The 18,956-nt window shown below is 59.9% G+C and carries 14 protein-coding genes; 5 read left to right on the top strand and 9 right to left on the bottom strand.

Annotation, left to right across the window (positions count from 1 at the left end):
* The first annotated feature begins 17 nt into the window (after positions 1–17).
* Positions 18–848, top strand: a complete 831-nt coding sequence (locus CO660_RS21920; protein WP_097600479.1) for a sugar phosphate isomerase/epimerase family protein — start codon at positions 18–20, stop codon at positions 846–848.
* 149 nt (positions 849–997) lie between these two features.
* Complete coding sequence (locus tag CO660_RS21925; protein ID WP_097600480.1) at positions 998–2,275, top strand: Gfo/Idh/MocA family oxidoreductase; 1,278 nt, start codon at positions 998–1,000, stop codon at positions 2,273–2,275.
* Positions 2,276–2,301: 26 nt separating this feature from the next.
* Here the strand turns inward: CO660_RS21925 and CO660_RS21930 are convergent, their stop codons facing one another.
* The 3 genes from CO660_RS21930 to CO660_RS21940 are packed head-to-tail and all read right to left on the bottom strand — an operon-like array spanning position 2,302 to position 6,203.
* Positions 2,302–3,312: a hydroxyacid dehydrogenase gene (locus CO660_RS21930; RefSeq protein ID WP_097600481.1), complete on the bottom strand. Its 1,011-nt coding sequence runs from the start codon at positions 3,310–3,312 to the stop codon at positions 2,302–2,304.
* The gene (locus tag CO660_RS21935) at positions 3,309–5,165 is read right to left on the bottom strand and encodes a DUF2264 domain-containing protein (protein ID WP_097600482.1); all 1,857 of its coding nucleotides are present in this window, start codon (positions 5,163–5,165) and stop codon (positions 3,309–3,311) included. Before CO660_RS21935 ends, CO660_RS21930 begins: the two co-directional genes overlap by 4 nt.
* A gap of 9 nt (positions 5,166–5,174) precedes the next feature.
* Positions 5,175–6,203, bottom strand: coding sequence for a LacI family DNA-binding transcriptional regulator (locus CO660_RS21940; RefSeq protein WP_097600483.1), 1,029 nt, complete (start codon positions 6,201–6,203; stop codon positions 5,175–5,177).
* A gap of 146 nt (positions 6,204–6,349) precedes the next feature.
* On the opposite strand from CO660_RS21940, the gene CO660_RS21945 reads away from it, so the two are divergent.
* Positions 6,350–7,636, top strand: coding sequence for an ABC transporter substrate-binding protein (locus CO660_RS21945; protein ID WP_097600484.1), 1,287 nt, complete (start codon positions 6,350–6,352; stop codon positions 7,634–7,636).
* Between the two features lie 145 nt (positions 7,637–7,781).
* Here the strand turns inward: CO660_RS21945 and CO660_RS21950 are convergent, their stop codons facing one another.
* From CO660_RS21950 to CO660_RS21970, 5 genes are read right to left on the bottom strand one after another with little or no spacing between them, the layout of a single operon-like run.
* A complete protein-coding gene (locus tag CO660_RS21950; protein ID WP_097600485.1) occupies positions 7,782–8,753 on the bottom strand; it encodes a glycosyl hydrolase in 972 nt (323 codons plus the stop codon).
* 2 nt (positions 8,754–8,755) lie between these two features.
* On the bottom strand, positions 8,756–9,277 hold the full coding sequence (locus tag CO660_RS21955; protein ID WP_097600486.1) for a DUF995 domain-containing protein: 522 nt from the start codon (positions 9,275–9,277) through the stop codon (positions 8,756–8,758).
* A 36-nt stretch (positions 9,278–9,313) separates the two neighbouring features.
* Positions 9,314–11,173, bottom strand: a complete 1,860-nt coding sequence (locus CO660_RS21960; RefSeq protein ID WP_097600487.1) for a glycosyltransferase family 2 protein — start codon at positions 11,171–11,173, stop codon at positions 9,314–9,316.
* Complete coding sequence (galE, locus tag CO660_RS21965) at positions 11,170–12,153, bottom strand: UDP-glucose 4-epimerase GalE (protein ID WP_097600488.1); 984 nt, start codon at positions 12,151–12,153, stop codon at positions 11,170–11,172. The genes CO660_RS21960 and galE overlap by 4 nt, the downstream gene beginning before the upstream one ends.
* Before the next feature lies 1 nt (position 12,154).
* Entirely contained in the window at positions 12,155–13,177 is a 1,023-nt protein-coding gene (locus CO660_RS21970) for a UDP-glucuronic acid decarboxylase family protein (RefSeq protein WP_097600489.1), read from the bottom strand.
* Positions 13,178–13,562: 385 nt separating this feature from the next.
* On the opposite strand from CO660_RS21970, the gene CO660_RS21975 reads away from it, so the two are divergent.
* The gene (locus CO660_RS21975; protein WP_097600490.1) at positions 13,563–13,886 is read left to right on the top strand and encodes a hypothetical protein; all 324 of its coding nucleotides are present in this window, start codon (positions 13,563–13,565) and stop codon (positions 13,884–13,886) included.
* Between the two features lie 76 nt (positions 13,887–13,962).
* Here the strand turns inward: CO660_RS21975 and CO660_RS21980 are convergent, their stop codons facing one another.
* A complete protein-coding gene (locus CO660_RS21980; protein ID WP_085776469.1) occupies positions 13,963–14,745 on the bottom strand; it encodes a response regulator transcription factor in 783 nt (260 codons plus the stop codon).
* 658 nt (positions 14,746–15,403) lie between these two features.
* On the opposite strand from CO660_RS21980, the gene CO660_RS21990 reads away from it, so the two are divergent.
* A complete protein-coding gene (locus tag CO660_RS21990; RefSeq protein ID WP_097600492.1) occupies positions 15,404–18,820 on the top strand; it encodes a DEAD/DEAH box helicase in 3,417 nt (1,138 codons plus the stop codon).
* Positions 18,821–18,956: the final 136 nt, after the last annotated feature.

Raw genomic sequence — 18,956 nt, forward strand, 5'->3', positions numbered from 1 at the left:
AATGGGAGAGAAATGACATGCAGGTCGAAGGACTTTCGATCAATCTGGCGACGATCCGCGAGCAATGCGGCTTTGCCGAAGCCGTCGATATCTGCCTGAAGCACGGCATCACATCGATCGCGCCCTGGCGCGACCAGGTCGCCAAGGCGGGTCTCGACGAAGCAGTGCGGATCGTCAAGTCGAACGGCATCAAACTGACCGGCCTTTGCCGCGGCGGCTTCTTTCCGGCGGCAACCGAGGCCGACTGGCAGAAGAACCTCGATGACAACAGGCGTGCCATCGACGAGGCGGCGGCCTTTTCCGCCGACTGCCTCGTGCTCGTCGTCGGCGGCCTGCCGGGCGCTTCGAAAGATATCGTCGCGGCTCGTCAAATGGTCTTCGATGGCATTGCGGCCGTGCTGCCGCATGCGCGGGCCGCTGGCGTGAAACTTGCGATCGAGCCGCTGCATCCGATGTATGCCGCCGACCGGGCCTGCGTGAACACGCTCGGCCAGGCGCTCGACATGTGCGAGCCGCTCGGCGAGGATGTCGGCGTTGCGATCGACGTCTACCATGTCTGGTGGGATCCCGATCTTGCCAATCAGATTGCCCGCGCCGGACGCATGAACCGTATCTTCGCCCATCACATCTGCGACTGGCTGGCGCCGACGAAGGACATGCTACTCGACCGCGGCATGATGGGCGATGGCGTCATCGACCTGAAGGGCATAAGACGGATGATCGAAGCCGCCGGTTTCTTCGGCGAGCAGGAAGTGGAGATCTTTTCGGCCGAAGACTGGTGGAAGCGTCCGGCCGACGAGGTGATCGCCACTTGCGTCGAGCGCTTCTGGAGCTGCTGCCAGATCTGATTCTTGAGCATTTCCGTTTTTCTTCGAAACACGAAAATGCTCTATCTCTTTGTTTTTACGCAGTTCCCGACGCAAAAACCGCTGCACACTTTTGCTGGAATTGGACTGAAATCCAATTGTTTCATCACGTATGAAAGAGGAGTCATTCGATGGAGAAACGCCGTTTTGCCCTGATCGGCACCGGTAACCGCGGCACCACCATGTGGGGCAAGGACCTGCTTGCCGGCTGGCGCGAGCATGTCGATCTCACAGCCATCGTCGAAAAGAACGCGCTTCGCGGCGAGCGCGCCCGCACCATGATCGGCAGCAATGCGCCGCTCTATGACAACATCGATTCCATGCTTGCCGAGCAGAGGCCGGATCTCGCCATCGTCTGCACGCCCGACCATACACATGACGATATCATCGTTCGGGCGCTGGAATCGGGCATCGACGTCATCACCGAGAAGCCGATGACCACCTCGATCGAGAAAATTCGCCGGATTCTCGACGCCGAGAAGCGCACCGGCCGGCGGGTCGACGTCTCCTTCAACTATCGCTATGCGCCGACAGCTGCGAAGATCAAGGAGCTTCTGAATGCCGGCGAGATCGGCCGGGTGACCTCGGTCGATTTTCACTGGTATCTCAACACCAAGCACGGCGCCGACTACTTCCGCCGCTGGCATGCCTATACGGAAAATTCCGGCAGCCTGTTCGTTCACAAGGCCACCCATCATTTCGATCTGCTGAACTGGTATCTCGACAGCGATCCCGAGGCAGTCACCTCTTTCGCCGATCTGCAGAACTACGGCCGCAAGGGTCCTTTTCGCGGACCACGCTGCAAGCTCTGTCCGCATGCGCAGGAATGCGACTATTATCTCGATCTCGAAAAGGATCCGTTCCTCTATCAGCTTTACGAGGATCCTTCGAAGATCGACGGCTATTTCCGGGACGGCTGCGTCTTCCGCGAGGATATTGACATCCCCGACACGATGGTCGTGTCCATCCGCTACCGCAACAACGTCCATGTCTCCTATTCGCTGAATACCTTCCAGCCGATCGAGGGCCATCACCTCGCCTTCAACGGTACCAAGGGACGCATCGAGCTTCGCCAGTATGAGGCTCAGCCTTGGGAAGTGCCGAAGGAAGACACGATCCTTCTCATTCGCAATTTCCCGAATGGGAAGGAGGCGGTGGAACGCATCGTCGTGCCGCATTTCACAGGCGGCCATTACGGCGGCGACGACCGGATGCGCAACATGATCTTCAAGCCTGACATGGAAGATCGGCTCAGCCAGCGCGCCGGCACACGGGCGGGCGCCATGTCCGTGCTCTGCGGCATTGCCGCGCTGACGAGCTCGCGCACCGGCAAGGTGGTCGATATCGCCGAACTGATGCCCGAGCTCGCCAATGACGGTTCGCCTAATTCGTTGAGAACACCGCGCTGACCGCATGGCCAGCGTGATGGCGCGCGTCAGGCGATGTTTTCGAGATCCTGCCGGCGGATCTGGTAGAGCAACGGCCGGCCTGTTGTAAAACGCTCGACCTCGTCCGCCGCCATCGCGCCGAGACGCGCCCGTTCCAGGCCGATGGCGCCGGCAATATGCGGTGTCAGGAAAACATTCGGAAGATCGTAGAAGATCGAACCTGCCTCCGGAATTTCCGGATCGGTGACGTCGATGACCGCATCGATGCGGCCGGTCTTCAGCTCCGACAGCAAGGCGGCCTCATCGATGAGAATGCCGCGCGCGGTGTTGATGAGCGTTGCCCCATCCTTCATCAGCGACAGTCTTCGCGCATCGATCATATGCCGCGTCGACGGTAGTGATGGCGCGTGCAGGGAAACGATATCCGCGCGCCGCATCAACTCGTCGAGATCGACCTTTTCCGCGCCCAGTCCGGCTGCTTCGGTCGCTCCGAGCATTGGATCGAACAGCAGCACCCTGTAGTCGAAGGGTTTCAGGAGTTCGATCACCCGCCTGCCGATGCGCGAGGCGCCGACGATCCCGAGGGTGCGGCCATAGTTGCCGATCGCTTCGCGTTGCATCGGATAGGTCCGATCGCGATTGCGGTCGGCGACGTAAAGATCGTGGAAGCGGAAGGCGCGTTTGCCGGCAAAGAGGATCGCGGCGAGCGTGAATTCGGCAACGGGAACCGCATTGGCCTCGGCCGCGTGGCTCACCGCTATACCGGCTTCGAAGATGGCATCGTCGATGATGCCCTTCACCGTGCCCGCCGCATGGACGACGAGACGAAGCCGCGGCGCAGCGGCGAGAATTTCAGAGCCGATATAGGGCGCTCCCCAACCGGTGATCAGGATCTCCGCTTCTGAAAGCAGGCGTCTTGCCCGCACGTCGTCCAGCCGCTGCAGCGGCTCGGGATCGAGCAGACGGCCGATCGTATCGAGCCCGCGCAGGATCTCGTCGGGCAGGACATGTTCCGTGCGCGACGGTTCCATGGCAAGGACGATGGCCGGGCGGCTCATGGCATCTGACCGGGCGCTTCGATGGCGCTGACGGTTACGCCCTTTTCCCGCACCAGCGCCTCCAGCGCCGTAATATCAGGCGCTTTCGGCGGCCGCGCCCAGGCCGAGGAAACGGCAGCGGGATCTTCGAGCGCCAGCACCGCCGTCACCAGGATGGTCTCACCTGCCGGGATCTGACCGCGCAGTTGCGGCACGATGGTCTTGGCGACGATTACATTGGTATTGGGCTGGGCCTTCTGCGCGAGTCCGGCGCGTTTGATCGACGATCCCAAGTCGAGAATGCCGGTGAAATCGGCTTCGCCGATTGCATAGGCAGCGCCATCCGAAGCCGACAGCGTGTCCAGCTCGAAATCCCGGCGGGCGATGGCGAAGCCGCCTTCGGCGACCCTCAGCGGCCGGGCCGCCCTGATCCGGTGGAGGCGGATATGCCAGGGGGCCGCGGGCGCGAGCCAGCTCTCGACGCTGACATCGGGGGAAGGTGACCATTTCGCATAAAGCACGTCGCCCGCGAGTTTTGCCTCTTCATTCGTCTCTCGCACGCGGTAGTGCAGGCCGTCTTCGCTGAAAGCCAGCATCGAATCGAAGGCGGCGAGGGCAAAGCCGCGCTCATCGGATTCGACGCTGAAGCCATAGCGGGTGGAATAGGCGAATTTGGCGTATTTTTCCGTGCCGAAACGCATCTGCAGGTTTTCCTGGCCGGAAGACAATGCGACGACATCGCTGCCCGCCCGCATGATCACCATGCCGGGATGGCGCTGGGGAACGACTGCCGACGTCTGCTCCGGCGCCTTTTCTTCAGCGGTCCAGAACGGGTGGTCCTCCGAGATCGCAAGCGGCAGAAAAGCCTTCAAGGCCCAATAGGGCGAGCCGGCGGAATTATAGCTCTCCGACATCAAGAGGTTTGGATAGCCAAAACCGATCGACAGCACGCCGTCGCGGTCGGCAATCGGCTTGTCCCTCCACCAGCGCAGATGCTGCAGGCAGAGATGCTTGACCTCACCCCAGGGCAAAGCCTCGACATCGGCAAAGGCGAGCGCTGACCAGAAGCCGGCGCAGGCAAAACGATAAGTCAGGCTGCGGCCGAACGGAATCGTCGCCCCGTCAGCGGCAAACCAGTGGCGGAAATCCCGGGCGAAAAGGACGGCGCGCTCGCGGTAGCGCTTGGCGTAATCGTCACCGACGAGCTTCGAATAGATCAGGCCATAAAAATGCATGGCGAAGGGGATGTAATGGTCGATGCGGCGCACGTTGCCGTCGCGATACCAGCCGTCGCCGATATAGAAGCCCTCGAGTTCCTGCAGATATTGCCGCGTCAGGCTGCGGTCGAATTCGGTGCCGAGACGATCGAGGGCGATATCGACGAAGATGCGGAAAAATTTCCAATTATTGTCGGCATAGTCGAACTGCCTGGCATGTTTGAGATAGGCGACGACATTGCTGCGGGCGCGCGCATCGAGCGGCTCCCAGATCTCTTCCGGCACCAGCGCCAGGGCAAAGCCGAGGGCAGCAAGCTCGACCATCCGCTGATCCCGGCCATTGACCGTTCCCCAATATTCGGGATGGGCAGGGTCGGTGCCGTTTGCCAGACCTTCGGCAAAACGATGCCAATGGGCGAAGTCGCCGCCGCCGGCGCCAAAAGGCGCCAAGCCCCAGAGCGGCCGGGCAAAGCCCTCGAGATCGGCGGCTGCCCGGTCGAAATGGGCGGCGGCGCCACTGAGCCTGACGCGGGCATTGCCCTTGGAAAAACAGGGAAGCAGCGGATCGAAGAGAGCAAGCAGCGCGCGGCTCATATCGGCGCGGGTTTCAAGCGGATTGCCGGCAAGCGGATTGGCGCTGGCGGGATCGTAAGTCATCGACACCTCTTACTGGTTCTCGGCATTGGCAATGGTCCCCCCCGGAACGGGAACGACCGCCTGGCAGATCTGGCGCGCAGCCGCTGTCCTGTTGCGGAATCGGGACAGCATCAGGGATACGGCTTCCCGCCCGAGAGCGGCACGATCGACGCGCATGGTGGAAAGTCGCGGATTGGTCATCAATGCGCAGGGCAGATCATCAAAGCCGATGATCGCGAAATCCTCCGGCACCCGCAGGCCGGCCTCAGTGACAGCTTCGAGAACGCCAACGGCAATGAAATCATTCATGCAGAAAGCCGCTGTGAAGCCGGCATTCTCGGCAAGGACCGCCGCCGTGCTTTCATGAGCCTCGCGGCTTGCGCTGCCCTGGAGCGCGAGCGAAACGAATCGCCCTTCGGCGCCGGGGACGGCGGCGACCGCCGCCTCAAAGCCGCGAATGCGTTCCCGAATCGTATGGCGGTGAGAACCGCTCAGATGCAGGATGCGGCGGTGGCCAGCGCTTGTCAGCCGACTGGTGGCTTCAAAGGCACCAAAGAAGTTAGCCGGAGAAACACCGTCGAACTGCATCCTGGGATCAGTGCCGTTGACAAGCACGGTCGGTATTGTGCTGGCCTGCAGCCAGTCGCGCAAGGCTTCGTTGGGATCGATGCCGACGAGAAAGAGGCCCTCGGCCTCCGCATCCCGCATATAATCACGTACGGCATCCGGCGTGATACGATCCTCGCGGGCTAGGCGAATTTCAAATGGCATTCCCGCCTCGGCGGCTCCAGTGCGCAAGCCGTCGACGATCGCTTCGTAGAAGACGCTGAGCCCGCCCGTGATGCCGTCGCTGGCGATCAGCGCCAACCCGCCGGCAACGGCCTCGGCGGTAGGCCTGACGGGATAACCGTGGTCAGCCGCAACCTTCAAGATATGACGGCGGACGCTTTCGCTGATGCCCGGCTCATTGGCAAGCACGCGCGACACCGTGGAGACGGAGACGCCGGCCAGAGTGGCTATGTCGGCCTGCCGCGGCCGCTTCGTTTTATGCTCGTTCATACAGCAAACACTATGCAAATAATGCAAATTTGCAAGATATTGATTAATTCTTGCAACAGAAATATTTTTGCGTACTCTATCCGCCGAGTGTCCCGGCACGCCGTTGGAGGATGGCAGAGGACATATTGGGAACAAGGAGGAATATGATGCATCTCAATCGCCGTTCATTCCTAGTGAGTTCGGCCGGCGCCGCCGCCGGCTTTGCCTTTGGCGCGGGAAGCGCTATCCCGGCCTTTGCCGAGGAGGCGCAGCTGCGCGCCATGTGGTGGGGATCCAACGACCGTGCCAAACGCACGCTCGATGTCGCCAAGCTCTATCAGTCGAAGACACCCGGCGTCACGATCGTCGGCGAATCGCTTTCCGGCGAAGGCTACTGGACGAAGCTCGCCACACAGATGGCCGGCCGGGCCATTCCGGACGTTTTGCAGCTCGAGCCGGGAACAATCTCCGATTATTCCAAGCGCGGCGCCTGCCTGCCGCTCGACGAATTCGTCCCTTCGACGCTCAAGGTCAACAGCTTCGGCCCCGACATGCTGAAACTGACCACCGTCGACGGCAAACTCTATGGCGTCGGCCTCGGCCTCAACTCGTTTTCGATGTTCTTCGACACGGTCGAATTCGAAAAGGCGGGCATTCCGCTGCCGACGACAGATCTTACCTGGGATGAATATGCCAAGCTTGCCGTAGAACTCGCCAAGTCCTCGGGCAAGGGCGGTGGCCCCTATGGGGCGCGTTACAACTATGTGTTCGACGCGTGGCTGCGCCAGCGCGGCAAAAGCGTCTTTGCCAAGGAAAGCGTCGGGCTCGGCTTCGCGGCCGATGATGCCAGGGAGTGGTTCGACTATTGGGAGAAGCTGCGCAAGGCGGGGGGCACCGTTGCCGCCGACGTCCAGACGCTCGATCAGAACACCATTGACACCAATTGCCTCGGTCTCGGCAAATCGGTGATCGGCATGGCCTATTCCAACCAGATGATCGGCTATCAGCTGATCATCAAGAACAAACTCGGCATTACCATGCTGCCGCGCGAAAAGAAGGGCGGCCCTTCCGGACATTATTATCGCCCGGCGCTGATCTGGAGTATCGGCGCGACCACAAAGCATGGCGAAGCGGCCGCGAAATTCATCGACTTCTTCGTCAACGACATCGAAGCCGGCAAGATTCTCGGCGTTGAGCGCGGCGTGCCGATGTCGCCAGCCGTGCGTGAAGCCATTCTGCCGCAGCTGAACCCGACAGAGCAGGAAACGGTCAAATACGTCAACATGCTCAAGGATCAGGTCGGTGAATATCCGCCGCCGGTGCCGATGGGTGCGACCCAATTCGACCAACGCGTGCTGCGCCCGATCTGCGACGAACTCGCCTTCGAGCGGACTTCGCCCGCCGACGCAGCGACCCGGCTCGTCGAAGAGGGTAAGGCAACGCTTAAGGGATGATCGCTTGCCCGATATGAAAGGAGGGCCCGCAGACGCCCGCGGGCTTCTCTGACGCCCGGCTGAAGCGCGTGTGGACCTTGATTGCGTGCTTCAGCTTGCTACTTCCAACCTCGCCTCGCAAACCGCGGCATGCGCGACATGGCGCTTAGTTGGCGGCCAGGCTTTTCACCACGCGCCAGTCAGGCCGGCCGAGATTGAACGGCCAGGCATGCACCTCCTGATCATTGAAATAGACCACTTCCTGAAGGTTCGGGAAGGCGCTCTGTTTCAACGTCGCGGTTTCGATCCACGGCCTCATATAGGCGTCGCCGCCTTCGTAGCCGAGCTCTGCGACCCAGATGGGCTTTCCATAGCCGGCGACAAGATCATAGCCCTGCTTCAGCGCTTCTGAGAAGGTCCGGTGCTTGTTGTAGGCAAGCTCGTCGTAGCGCTCCAGCCCGAAAACCGAGAGCCCGACAAGATCGACATAATCGTCGCCGGGATAATAGTCCTGCAGGCCGGGCACGCCCTTCGGCGACCACATTGTCTCGGTGCCGGGCGCCTCGTCGCGAACGATGTCCATCATGCGTCTGTAGGCGGCGATGAAGTCTTGCGGGTTCCAGCCGGCCCACGAAAACCGCCCGGATTTGTCTTCCATTTCCTGTCCCCAGCGGATGATCACGGGGCTTTTCAGCTGGGATATCATCTGCGCGATCGCCCGCATGTTGACATCGTAGTCGCCGCGCAGAACCTTTGCGCGAAGCTCGCCAGAAGTCAGCCGCCGTTCAACGTCCCAGGACCAAGGCTCCACCGTTATCAGCAGGTTGCGGCCCCTGGCCAACGCATAGGCATCCGCAACGCGCAGCGTCTCCAGGTCAACGTCTTCCCAAGGCAGGAACAGGGCTTCAGTCGAGACATTGGCCTGAGTGCCGAAATCCCCATGCGGGTCGTAGGCACCGAACTTGATGCCGTCGGCGTGAACGACCGGGCGTTTGTCGATGATCGTCCGCGCGCTCGCCGCCGGGTTCGGCGCAATGCCCGCATATTGCACCTCGCTTCGGCCCGGCAGCCCTGCGGTGCACAACAGCAGCAGCGCGATTGCGGCGGTCGAGAGGTGGTTTTTCGTCAGCCGCTTCATGCTCACCCTCCTTTTCGAGCTATTTCCTGATTCAGCAGGAGCTGCTTCAGTTCAAACGCCTTGGCGCTGACGGTATCTGCGGAGACGAGCTTGCGGAATTCGTCATCCTCGCGCACAGAAGAATGGCGGAAGATGTACCAATTGCCGTCCGGCTGGCGGCGCTGGTAGATCGTGTTGCCGATCTTGCGATGACCGAAACAGGTGCTGGCACGCGCAGCCCCCTCGGCATTCGTCCAGGTCGCGCGCATGCAGAGCTGGCCGAGATCGTCGACCACCCATCTGCCTTCGGCGAAGGACTGCTTGCCCTTGTCGTTGGTCCAGGCCACGAACCGCCGTCCTTCATCGAAGAAACGACCGCCGCCGGTGGCCCAGGTCCAGGTCTTGTCAGCGTAGATGCGGTAGAGTTCATAGGCGCTGAGCGGCGTCGGCGGATTCTTCTCAGCGGCCTCGGCAGCGTGCGCCGCCAACGGCAGACACAGGCTGAGAGCCAGGGCTGCGCCATACAGTCTCGATTCGATGCTCATTATATGCTCCTCCTCGACACGTCCGGGTTGGCCGGTTCATACACCCTGTTGGTCCCGCCCGGTGTTTCCGAATCCATTCCACCTGAGACGAAACTTCACGGTCCTGGTCTTGCCGTGACCGGCCCCGGCCACCGCAAATTGCGATTGGCTGAAACTGATGAGCGTCTGGCCATGGGAAAGCGCCTCGAGACTGCGCAGCCCATGGCTGCCGGTCTGCATGCCGCCGGTGACACAGATCGCCAAACCCGTAGCCGTCGCAAGCCAGAGGCCGCGCGATTGCGGCAGCAGCGGCAGGCCGTTCTCGAACGCATGGCGAACGACGATTAGCACGGTTAGCGACAGATAGAGCGCGAGGTTCATCGCAGCGAAAAGATAAAAGCCCTGAGCGGCAGCGGCCTCGCCGGCGAACACCATGGCCGCGGCGCAAAGCCCCGCGAGAGCAATATAGGGCGCAACGACGCGCAGCGGCAAAGACTGCTGCTGCTGCCTTCCCTTCGGGGTGATGCGAAAGTCGACGAAAGAACCGGAGAAATGGTCGCGAATGGCCGCCATGCTGCCGGCCAGCGACCATGGCCAGCGCAGAAAAATGAAGGCCAGCCCTTCCCAGCCAAACAGTTTCGCGTCGTGCGGCCGGAAGGTTCCCGTGGCCCGCCAGAAGAAAGCAAAGAGCATCAGCACGATCGACAGCGGCGCGAAATGCAGCAGAAAATCCGGATAGGTCACGTTGACGAAGACCTGGCCCGTCAGCAAGGCGGCAACCGGCAGCAGGAACATCACTGCCATGACGGCGGAAAAGAGCGGATACCACAGCTGCGAAAAGACGAACTGGAATTTCAGCCGCCAGGGCAGATTGATGACGTAGCGGCGGGAATATTGCAGCAGGATGGTGACGAGGCTGCGCGACCACTGGAATTCCTGCACGGCGAGATCGACGAAATTCGCCGGGCCGTCGCCATGAGCGATCGCATCGATCGCGTGGACGCCGCGCCAGCCGCCGGCGTTCATCATCAGCGTCGTCGAATGATCTTCGGCAAGCTCGGGGCCAAGGCCCCCTATCTGGCGAAGGGCTGATGTGCGGACCGCATAGTGGGAGCCGATGCAAAGGGGCGCCCAACCATGGTTGTAACCGGTCTGCAGCGAGCCGTGCAGACTTGCCTCCGCATAGAGCCTGCCGCGCGCGACCCAACTCGTCGCGGCATTCGCATCACAGATGCTGGGTGCGGAAACATAGCCGACGGCAGGATCGGCGAAAGGGCGCAGGACTTCACGGAGATAGGTCGGTGTCGGCACATGATCGGCATCGAACTGGGCGACGAAATCGTAACGCGCATAGCCGAAATGGTCGTAGAAATAAGCAAGATTGCCTTCCTTGCACCGCGTCCGGCGCGGCCAGGTCGTGCGGTGATACTCCGCCACGCCCTTCCGCGTCGAGATCAGCACGCCGTGCTCGGCGCACCAGCGTCTGGTTTCCGCGGACGGATCCTCGTCGGCCAGCCAGACATCGAACTCGACACCAGTCTGATCGAGCATCGCCTGAAGCGTGGCTCGGACGACGGCAAAAGGTTCGGACGGCGCCTTGGTGACGACCATCGCCACGCGTCCTTCTGGCAGCCGGGCGCGCGAACCGATCGTTCTCGCATCGAGGAAGATCAGGATGAAATAGGCGGGGACAAGCGTAATCCAGGCAAGCACGACGGTGACGAGCACGAAGGCTGACCAGGAAATGATGTGGGCGGACTGACACCACCAGCTCCAGAAATAGCCGAGCGCCGCCAGCCAGCAGAGGATGCCGAAACCATAGGCGACACGATTCCACCCTGTGAACACGGGGTTGAATGGGTCCGCAGCAGCTTTCGCCGTCCTGACCCGGTGATCGATCTCCGAAACCAGGCTCATGCCGTCACCTCCAGCCCGAAGGTCGGGCCGGCCGTGCGGATGATCGTGTCGAGATCGGAAAGAGCCGGCACGAAGCCGAGCTCTGCCTTCGCCCGTGCTGTATTGGCAAAGAGGATCGGCGGGTCGCCGGGGCGGCGGGCGCGATAACGGACGGGGACTTCGCGGCCGCTGGCGCGATAGACCGCGTCGATGATCTCGCGCACTGACGTGCCACGGCCGGAACCAAGATTGACGCTGAGCGAGGCGCCGTCTGCGATCAGGTGGTTGACGGCGGCCAAATGTGCCTGTGCGAGATCGCTGACATGGATATAGTCGCGAACGCAGGTTCCGTCCTCGGTCGCATAATCGGTTCCGAAGACATCGAGCCGGTCCAGTCTGCCGGCGGCAGCAAGAAGGGCGCGGGGGATAAGATGTGTCTCGGGCTCGTGACGCTCGGCAAGCTCACCCTCCGGATCGGCGCCGGCCGCGTTGAAATAACGCAAGGCAGCGAAGCGGATGCCATAGGCAGCGGCAAAATCCTCGAGCGCCATCTCGAAGATCAGCTTGGTGCGGCCATAAGGATTGACCGGCTGCTGCAGACTTTCCTCCCGTATCGGCAACGAGGCGGGAACGCCATAGGTGGCGCAACTGCTGGAAAAAACGATCTTGTCGATTTCCTGGTCGAGACAGGCCTCGAGCAGCGTGAGACTGCCGACGACATTGTTGCGGTAATATTTCCGCGGCATGTCGACGGATTCGCCGACATAGGCATTGGCGCTGCAATGGATGACGCAATCGGGCGAAAATTCGGCCATCGTCCGGCGCAGCGCAGCGGCGTCGCCGAGTTCCCCGCGGACGAGCGGGCCCCAGCGGACGCTGTCGGCATGTCCGGTCGAGAGATTGTCGTAGGTAACGGGGATCATCCCGGCGCGCGACAGCGTTTTGCAGATATGACTGCCTATGAAACCGGCGCCGCCGGTGACGAGTATATAGCGGGGCATCTCATACGGCCTCCGCCTGTTCCGTCCCGGCAAGCAGACCGTCGAAATATTCGACGGTGCGCGCCAGGCCGGCTTCGAGCTCGATATGAGGCTGCCATGCCAGTTCCGTCATCGCCCGTGAGATATCCGGCCGCCGCTGGCGTGGATCGTCGACGACAGCCGGAAGGTGAACGATGCGGGAACGCGAATTTGTGAGGTCCCGGACGATTTCCGCCAGGCGTCGAACGGTGAACTCGCCCGGGTTGCCGAGATTGATCGGACCGTGGCATGCGCTGCCGGCTGCCGAGAAGCGCAGAAAACCTTCGATGAGATCATCGACATAGCAGAAAGAGCGAGTCTGCTGGCCGTCGCCGTAGATGGTCAGGTCGGCGTTGCGCAGGGCCTGCACGATGAAGTTGGAGACCACCCGCCCGTCATCGGCGCGCATGCGGGGCCCGTAGGTGTTGAAGATGCGGCCGACCTTTATGTCGACGCCGTAGGTCCTGTGGTAGTCGAAAAACAGGGTTTCGGCACTGCGTTTTCCCTCATCGTAGCAGGCTCGCGGCCCGATGGAGTTGACATTGCCGCAATAGGATTCGCGTTGCGGGCTCTGGGTCGGGTCGCCATAGACTTCCGACGTCGACGACTGAACGACGATCGCGCGGGTCTTGCGCGCACAATCCAAGGTGTTGACGGCGCCGAGTACGCTGGTAAGCAAGGTGCCCACCGGATCCCGTTGATAGTCGGGCGGAGAGGCAGGAGAGGCGAAGTTGAAGATCAGCGACGCTTCGATATCGAAGGGCTGACGCACATCGTGCTCGATGATGCGAAAGCGGGGGTTCGATGCGAGATGCTCGACATTTGCACGGCGGCCGGTGGAAAAGTTGTCGAGGCATATGACGCTGTGGCCGCTTAGCAGAAGCCTTTCGCAGAGATGCGAGCCAAGAAAGCCGGCTCCGCCATTTACAAGAGCGGTGCCCAGATTCTTGAGCACCGCTATGTTCTTTACTTCCGAATAGCCTTCGCCGGGAACGAAACTACGCATTACAAACTCCTCCCCACGCTTTAGTCTTTTGTATTATTTACGCGGCTTACATCTTACCCTACTCGGATGGATATTCATGCAATTGCGTACCAATACATGAATAAGTTCGAGGTTATTCTTCAGTTAACTCATTTACTATTGAAATGATAAGGCGATTGTTATCAAGGTCAACTTCAAAAAACATAAAATATCCCAAATAATTACGCAGTTGTTCTTCAGAGTAACAAATGATTAATCATTTTACTTATTTTTTCACGTAAGACGGGAAACACGCCGTTGCTCAAACTTTGCTTAATAAAGATGGGATAGAAGAAGGAGAGGTCGGCTTCGCAAGGGCTGCGCCACCGGTCTTGCATCCGGAAGCGTCCTATGAGAGGGATTTGGCATGTTCAAAAATCGCGCCACAGCCCAGCCGAAAGGCTGGCGTCCATTTCATTTTGCGATGCTTGCGGGGGGAGTGACGCTTCTTGCGATCGGAGCGACGGCTTGTGCGGTCGTTGACGACGACATGGCCGCTATCGCGAAAAAGAATGTTGTCGTCGTCGAGACGCGACCCGTTTCGAAGGCTTACACCTACCCGGAAAATCGAACCGCTCGGCCTGTTGCGGCACGAGCCCGCATCGTCGCCTATCACGGGTCCGCGCCCTATATCTGCTCTCCAAGCGGCTTCGGACAGAAGTCGCGCTGCTTTGCCCGTCGCTCGACCTGAAGCAAAAGCGCAACCCAAGCGCAACTCAAAGTGTGATAGCGTTCTTTGCGCGCCTGAAAAAGCGCGGCGCTATCGATCAGTTGCGCCACCGGCTGGACATGTCGTCATCGCCGACCGGATGGTCGTTGAAGAAGCGAGACGCTGCTTCCGTACGGTTTCGCACGTTCATCTTCTTATAGATGTTGCGGACGTGAACCTTCACTGTGTTTTCGGAAAGATGCAGCTTGTCGGCAATAATCTTGTTCTGCGTCCCCTTGCAGATGAGATCCAGGATCTGAACCTCCCGGGTCGTCAAGGCGGAGATGCTGTCGCGTCTCAGCTTGAGCGCATTGTTGCGGGCGGCATCAACCGACTTGGTCTGATAAAGTGAGGGCTCCAGTTGGGTCCCCTTATTGGTGAGGCGGTTGAGAAGCGCCGAGGGAAAATGCTCCCCGCCCTTCATCAGCAGATCCACCGCGGCCATGAAGACATCAAGCCGAAGATTGAGCGGCAGGACACCGTCGATGATCCGTGCCTCGACCAAACGGCTGACATAGGGCTCCATCATGTCGATGGCTTCGACGACAAGTCCGATCGAGGTTTCCGGATGATTTTCCCTGACCGCCTGCAGCGCTTCTTGCAACTCCGGCGTAGGTATATGGTAAAATAAAACCAGCTTTATATCGCTGCTATCCTTTGCCAGCATCGGAGTTGCGTTCGTTATGCTTGGCACATCGCAATTTGGAAATTTCTTTGCCAGCGCCTCCACCATGCATTCTGAAAACAGATCAGCCTTGGCTACTACAAGGATAGTATCTCCGGATGGGCTAGACTTTCTCGTCTGGTCCGCATTCTCCATTCCTGAACCTGTCATGAACATATACGCCTCCCCTAGCGGTACACTTTACTCAACATGAAGCGATGGCAGGTATAAGATAGTATGAAATGCCGGTCTTATTGTGTCATCGCCTTTTTCTTTAGACATTTCTTAATTATGTTAATACGGATTGAGAAGGAAGGAAATGGCCCAAAGTGATTAGTTTTAGGGAGCGAGAAACAATAAGATACTACGTATCGGTTGTATTTTTGCTCACCCTTATACTTCGAGGTTATATTTGCCCCCACTATAGATAATTCAGTAAATGTAATATTTCAGTACAAATTGTAATATTTTTTCGCCCGCCCCTGATGATTACGAGACTCGCAAGTTGTCACTCAACCCGGTCACTCCTGGCAAAAGCCTCGCATTCCCGGCTGCTTATGCCGGGCCGTGATCTCTGCAAGGCCAGCGCTGCGCTCGAAAGTGTCCGGTCGGTCGCCAGGGCAGCGCATCGCAGAGGCTGATATCGTCCAGAGACCCTCGTGCGCTGGAACAGCGGGCACCAGCAAGATGAAGAAGGCGCGGCGTCTGCACTGGCGCACCTGCGCGGCTGTTGAAATGCACTCGACCGGGCGCATCATCACCATGCTCTTTGATTTTGAGCTGCAATCGCTGCTAAAGAGGCGTGAGCCTATTTTGCACTCCTCAGTGAGACGTCATGCAGATCGATGCGGACAGGGCAGAACGGGAACGGCTTCTGGCCATTCTCGATTTCTGGCATAAGATCGAGTTTTTCATACCTTATGATCTCTCCACTCGCCTCGTCTCGGGCGAAGGACGCACCGTTTTCTGGCTGCATGCAGAGACGCTCTTGCAGGACAGCGCTGCACTCAGCCGTCCTGTCATACCCGAGGAGAAGCAGATCACCGGCTTTACCTTGTTTCTCGGCGTTTTCAGCAAATCCGAGATCTCCGACGTCCGCAGGCACTTCGACAGCGCTGCGGTCGACATTGCCGAGTGTGAGGATGCCGAACGCAGCGATCTCGATGGCGATACCTGCTTTGCCAGCCTGCAGCTTACTCCGCTCGGACAGCCGATGTTCGAAACATTTTCCGTCTCGACGCTTCCGTGGGCCCTCGGACGGGTACGGAAAACCGGTCTCTCCTCGCTCAGCCATGAGGCATTTGCCAACGGCAAGCGGCAGCTGTTGGAATTGCTTCAAAACTTTCAGGCGCAGCGACAGCTGGGGTCTTCATCCTTCGAGGCTGCCACCGATCAGCCGATCGATGCCGGCGAAATCGTGGCGCTGCATGAATTGCTCTGCGATTGGGCAGGTTTTGCCTCACGCCAGGAAAAGCCCATCGCCGCCGTTGAAATACGCTACCGCGACAGGTCGGAAAGACCCGAGCTCATCTCGTTGCCGCCTCAACAGGAGGATCATGCACCCAACGCCGATGAGGAAGACGAAAGTGCCAGCCTTGATGAAGACATTGGCATTCTGAACAGCTTCTTTATCGAGGATATCGAACGGGCGATGATCTGCGTCAAGCAGGGCAATGTCCCGGAGCCGCTCCGGCGGTACCTCAACCCGCCGGCAGATGAAAATCGGGTCGACCTTTATTCGGAAGAAGGACGCCGGGCGATCATTCGGGCGCTGCATCCCGGCAATCTCAACCGTGGACGCTGGCTGAGCGAGCCTCATCTCGCAATGAGCCTCATGCAACAGTTCGCGATCAATGCGGCGATCGGCGGCCTGTCGGAAACGGGATTATTCTCGGTCAATGGCCCGCCGGGCACCGGAAAGACCACGCTGCTGCGTGACATGTTCGCGGACAACATCGTTCGGCGCGCCCGGGTGCTCTCCTCCCTGACGACGGCGCGCGACGCCCTTGACGGCTCGCCACGCCGTGTCGGTTTTACGGATCGGAGCACCGCCTCCATATCGGCGCTGATCCCAGCCCTTGCCGGATTCGAAATGGTCGTCGCCTCTTCTAACAATGCCGCCGTGGAGAATATTTCGCGCGACCTTCCCAAGCGGAGCTCGATCGCGAGCACGTCTTCGTTTCAATATTTGCAGACGGTTGCACACAAGATCGCCTGCCAGAAAGACAACGGAGCGGTCGTCAAGCTCCCTGACGGCGACCGCCCATGGGGGTTGATCGCCTGCGCGCTCGGCAATTCCAGGAACCGCCGGGCCTTCAAAGAACGTTTCGCCTTCATGGAGATCGCCGAAAGACCGAAGCCCGGCTGGTCGGGCGCAGCAAAGCCGCAGACCATCTGGGAATGGTTGAAGAGCTATGAGGGGCCAAGCTTCGCCGAAGCGGCATCGGCTTTTCATGCCGCCGACGAGATGGTTCGCGAAAAGATCAGCCAATATGCGCGCTATGCCGATCTGCGTGATGAGATAGCGCCCGTTTCGCAGGATGCATTCTGCCGCGAAGCGCTCGAGAGGGTGGCTGTCGCCGCGGACGAAGTTTTGCATGCGCAGAATCGATGCGACATGCTGGTGACCGAAATGCGCCGCATCGCCGACGGTTTGTCTTACCTGAAGGAGGAGGAACAGCTGCTCGACCGCAGCGCCCCTGCGCGATGGAGGAGAGTGCTCTCGACCAACCCGGCCCGGCAGCATCGCCAGGATGTCGTCACCAATGCGCGGAAGCAGCTGGAACTGCGCAAGGCGCTGGCCGAATGCGAAGATCAGCTTGCGAAAACCGATAAACCCACATTGGAACGGGCTTTGCGAGAGCATGACCGGGCCGAACGGGCACTGCGGTCACGACAGAAAATCTGGTCTGCGAAAAAAGAGGAACTCGAGCGGCTGGGGGAAATTCTCGATCATCCCGCCGCACCGGAGCGTCTCACCGATCTCGATGAGGATCAGGTGCAGATCGACGGTCTCTGGCATCAGGACGAACTGGCGGCTCTGCGTTCGGCATTGCTGGAAGCAGCGTTGACGCTGCATGAAGCTTGGTTGGCCGATGTCGGCAGGAAGGGCGGAGGTTTTGGCGGAAATATCGTTGCCGTCACCAAAGTGCTTTCCAACAACAATCCCGTCGATGACAAGCACATTACATCGATCTGGCAGAGCCTTTTCATGATCGTTCCGATCGTCTCCACGACATTCGCGTCTTTTGCCAAGCAGTTCCGCGGGCTTGGGCCCGCGATCGGCTGGGTCTTCATCGATGAAGCCGGCCAGGCGGAGCCGCAGGCGGCGGTCGGGGCGTTGATGCGGGCACGTCGCATCATGGTGATCGGCGATCCCTTGCAGATCGAACCGGTTTTCACGCTCCCCAGCGCGCTGATTTCAGGCGCTTCGGCTCTTTCACCCCACACGGCGGCAGGCCAATATTCGCCGAACAGGGCGTCTGTGCAGATGCTGGCCGATGCCGCCAATCGCTACGGAACGACGCTTCAGGGGGAGGAGGCAGATGGGCTCTGGATCGGCAGCCCGCTCAGAGTGCATCGACGCTGCATCGATCCGATGTTTAGCCTTGCCAATCAGATCGCCTATCGGAACAAGATGATCTTCGGGCTGGAAGAGCGCCGGCCGGCCGGCGACGCATCGCCCTTTTATGGCGACAGCGCCTGGATCGACGTAAAGGGAAAGGTCTCGGGCAAACAGGTCGTTGCCGAGCAGATAGACTTCATCGTCGACCTCCTCGCCGCGACTTATCACCGGGACGGTGCATTGCCGGACATCTACATCATCTCGCCGTTCAAGGAGATCAAGACCGGTTTGAGACAGGCTCTTTCTCATGCGGTCTGGATCGACCAAGACGGATATGCGCGCGGATCTCCAGCGAAACTACAGAAATGGCTTCAGGAACGGGTAGGTACGGTTCACACCTTCCAGGGCAAGGAAGAAGATATCGTTTTCATGGTTCTCGGCGCTGATGCCGAACATCGCGGAGCGGCCGGCTGGGCCGCATCCAAGCCAAACCTGTTGAACGTGGCGCTGACGCGCGCCAAGCGCCGTTTCTACATCGTCGGCGACCGCACGCTCTGGCAAACGCTTCCCTATTTCAGAGAGGCGGCAAATGCGTTGCAGACGATCCGGCCCGCGGAATTCCTGACCCGAAACGAGCTGAACATGAGGGATCGGACTCCGGCGCCGTTCGCTGAACGCATGTTGTGACGTTCCCCCAGAAACGCAAAACCCGCCATGAGGCGGGGCTTTTTGCGTGTTTGTGTTTATGGAAGGTTTGGTTGCGGGGGCAGGATTTGAACCTGCGGCCTTCAGGTTATGAGCCTGACGAGCTACCGGGCTGCTC

The organism is Rhizobium sp. L9, assembly GCF_002531885.1.
Lineage (GTDB): Bacteria > Pseudomonadota > Alphaproteobacteria > Rhizobiales > Rhizobiaceae > Rhizobium.

What these genes read in the sequence shown, in the direction of transcription:
- CO660_RS21950 (WP_097600485.1), bottom strand. Translation starts at nt 8,753, where the DNA reads ATGAAGCGGCTGACGAAAAACCACCTCTCGACCGCCGCAATCGCGCTG.
- CO660_RS21990 (WP_097600492.1), top strand. Translation starts at nt 15,404, where the DNA reads ATGCAGATCGATGCGGACAGGGCAGAACGGGAACGGCTTCTGGCCATT.
- CO660_RS21920 (WP_097600479.1), top strand. Translation starts at nt 18, where the DNA reads ATGCAGGTCGAAGGACTTTCGATCAATCTGGCGACGATCCGCGAGCAA.
- CO660_RS21970 (WP_097600489.1), bottom strand. Translation starts at nt 13,177, where the DNA reads ATGCGTAGTTTCGTTCCCGGCGAAGGCTATTCGGAAGTAAAGAACATA.
- CO660_RS21955 (WP_097600486.1), bottom strand. Translation starts at nt 9,277, where the DNA reads ATGAGCATCGAATCGAGACTGTATGGCGCAGCCCTGGCTCTCAGCCTG.
- CO660_RS21980 (WP_085776469.1), bottom strand. Translation starts at nt 14,745, where the DNA reads ATGTTCATGACAGGTTCAGGAATGGAGAATGCGGACCAGACGAGAAAG.
- CO660_RS21975 (WP_097600490.1), top strand. Translation starts at nt 13,563, where the DNA reads ATGTTCAAAAATCGCGCCACAGCCCAGCCGAAAGGCTGGCGTCCATTT.
- CO660_RS21945 (WP_097600484.1), top strand. Translation starts at nt 6,350, where the DNA reads ATGCATCTCAATCGCCGTTCATTCCTAGTGAGTTCGGCCGGCGCCGCC.
- CO660_RS21925 (WP_097600480.1), top strand. Translation starts at nt 998, where the DNA reads ATGGAGAAACGCCGTTTTGCCCTGATCGGCACCGGTAACCGCGGCACC.
- CO660_RS21930 (WP_097600481.1), bottom strand. Translation starts at nt 3,312, where the DNA reads ATGAGCCGCCCGGCCATCGTCCTTGCCATGGAACCGTCGCGCACGGAA.
- CO660_RS21935 (WP_097600482.1), bottom strand. Translation starts at nt 5,165, where the DNA reads ATGACTTACGATCCCGCCAGCGCCAATCCGCTTGCCGGCAATCCGCTT.
- CO660_RS21960 (WP_097600487.1), bottom strand. Translation starts at nt 11,173, where the DNA reads ATGAGCCTGGTTTCGGAGATCGATCACCGGGTCAGGACGGCGAAAGCT.
- CO660_RS21940 (WP_097600483.1), bottom strand. Translation starts at nt 6,203, where the DNA reads ATGAACGAGCATAAAACGAAGCGGCCGCGGCAGGCCGACATAGCCACT.
- galE (WP_097600488.1), bottom strand. Translation starts at nt 12,153, where the DNA reads ATGCCCCGCTATATACTCGTCACCGGCGGCGCCGGTTTCATAGGCAGT.